The sequence below is a fragment of the Vibrio sp. LB10LO1 genome (assembly GCF_010092875.1).
In the GTDB taxonomy this organism is placed as follows: domain Bacteria; phylum Pseudomonadota; class Gammaproteobacteria; order Enterobacterales; family Vibrionaceae; genus Vibrio; species Vibrio campbellii.
In genome coordinates this window covers 1-1,946 of record NZ_JAADJW010000081.1, presented here as the reverse complement: position 1 = coordinate 1,946, position 1,946 = coordinate 1, and the positions used below count along the sequence as shown (strand labels likewise).

Genomic DNA, 1,946 nt, shown 5'->3' with positions numbered 1-1,946 from the left:
AGCATGGATGGTGTTCAACAAGCTAACTCTGGTCACCCAGGTGCACCTATGGGTATGGCTGATATCGCTGAAGTTCTTTGGCGTTCTCACCTAAACCACAACCCATCAAACCCAGAGTGGGCTGACCGCGACCGTTTCGTACTGTCTAACGGCCACGGCTCTATGCTTATCTACTCTCTACTGCACCTTGCAGGCTACGAGCTATCTATCGACGATCTTAAGAACTTCCGTCAGCTTCACTCTAAGACTCCTGGTCACCCAGAGTACGGCTACGCACCAGGTATCGAGACAACAACGGGTCCTCTAGGTCAAGGCATCACTAACGCTGTTGGTATGGCGATGGCTGAGAAAGCACTTGCGGCTCAGTTCAACAAAGAAGGCCACGACATCGTTGACCACTTCACTTACGTATTCATGGGTGATGGCTGTCTGATGGAAGGTATCTCGCACGAGGCATGTTCTCTTGCAGGCACACTAGGCCTTGGCAAACTGATCGCATTCTGGGATGACAACGGCATCTCTATCGACGGTCACGTTGAAGGTTGGTTCTCTGACGATACACCTAAGCGTTTTGAATCTTACGGCTGGCACGTAATCCCTGCTGTAGATGGTCACGACTCTGAAGCGATCAACGCAGCAATCGAAGCGGCAAAAGCAGATCCACGCCCTACACTTATCTGTACTAAAACTATCATCGGTTTTGGTTCTCCAAACAAATCTGGTTCACACGACTGTCACGGTGCGCCACTAGGTGCGGAAGAAATTGCAGCGACACGTAAAGAACTAGGTTGGGAGCACGGTCCTTTTGAAATTCCGCAGGAAGTCTACGCAGAGTGGTCAGCGAAAGAAGCAGGCGCAGCTAAGGAAGCAGCGTGGGACGAGAAATTTGCAGCTTATGAAGCAGCGTACCCTGAGCTGGCAGCTGAATTCAAACGCCGCGTAAACGGTGATCTACCAGCTGAGTGGGAAGAGAAAGCAAACCAAATCATTGCTGACCTTCAAGCAAACCCAGCAAACATCGCATCACGTAAAGCATCTCAAAACGCACTAGAAGCGTTTGGTCAAATGCTTCCAGAATTCATGGGCGGCTCTGCTGACCTAGCGCCTTCTAACCTAACTATGTGGTCTGGTTCTAAGTCTCTAGAAGCGAACGACTTCTCTGGTAACTACATCCACTACGGTGTACGTGAATTCGGTATGACAGCAATCATGAACGGGATCGCGCTACACGGCGGTTTTGTTCCTTACGGCGCAACATTCCTAATGTTCATGGAATACGCACGTAACGCTATGCGTATGGCTGCTCTGATGAAGATTCAGAACATCCAAGTTTACACGCACGACTCTATCGGTCTTGGCGAAGATGGCCCAACTCACCAACCTGTTGAGCAAATCGCGTCTCTACGTCTGACTCCAAACATGAGCACATGGCGTCCATGTGACCAAGTTGAGTCTGCAGTAGCTTGGAAACTAGCAATTGAACGGAAAGATGGTCCATCAGCACTTATCTTCTCTCGTCAAAACCTAGCACAACAAGAGCGTACGGCTGAGCAAGTTGCAGACATCGCAAAAGGTGGCTACATCCTGAAAGACAGCGATGGTAAGCCTGAGCTAATCCTAATCGCGACTGGTTCAGAAGTTGAGCTAGCTGTGAAAGCTGCAGAACAACTAACCGCTGAAGGTAAGAAAGTACGCGTGGTTTCAATGCCAGCTACTGATACTTTCGACAAGCAAGACGCAGCTTACCGTGAATCGGTACTGCCATCAGACGTAACGGCACGTATCGCTGTAGAAGCTGGCATTGCTGACTTCTGGTACAAGTACGTTGGCTTCGACGGTCGCATCATCGGTATGACAACATTCGGTGAGTCTGCACCAGCTGATCAACTGTTCGAAATGTTTGGTTTCACTGTAGAAAACGTAGTGAACACAGCAAAAGAACTGCT

1 protein-coding gene is annotated in these 1,946 nt (G+C 49.5%); it reads left to right on the top strand.

From position 1 onward, the window contains the following. On the top strand, positions 1–1,946 hold a 1,946-nt coding region (gene tkt / locus GXP65_RS24875; RefSeq protein WP_162093951.1), incomplete at both ends, for a transketolase.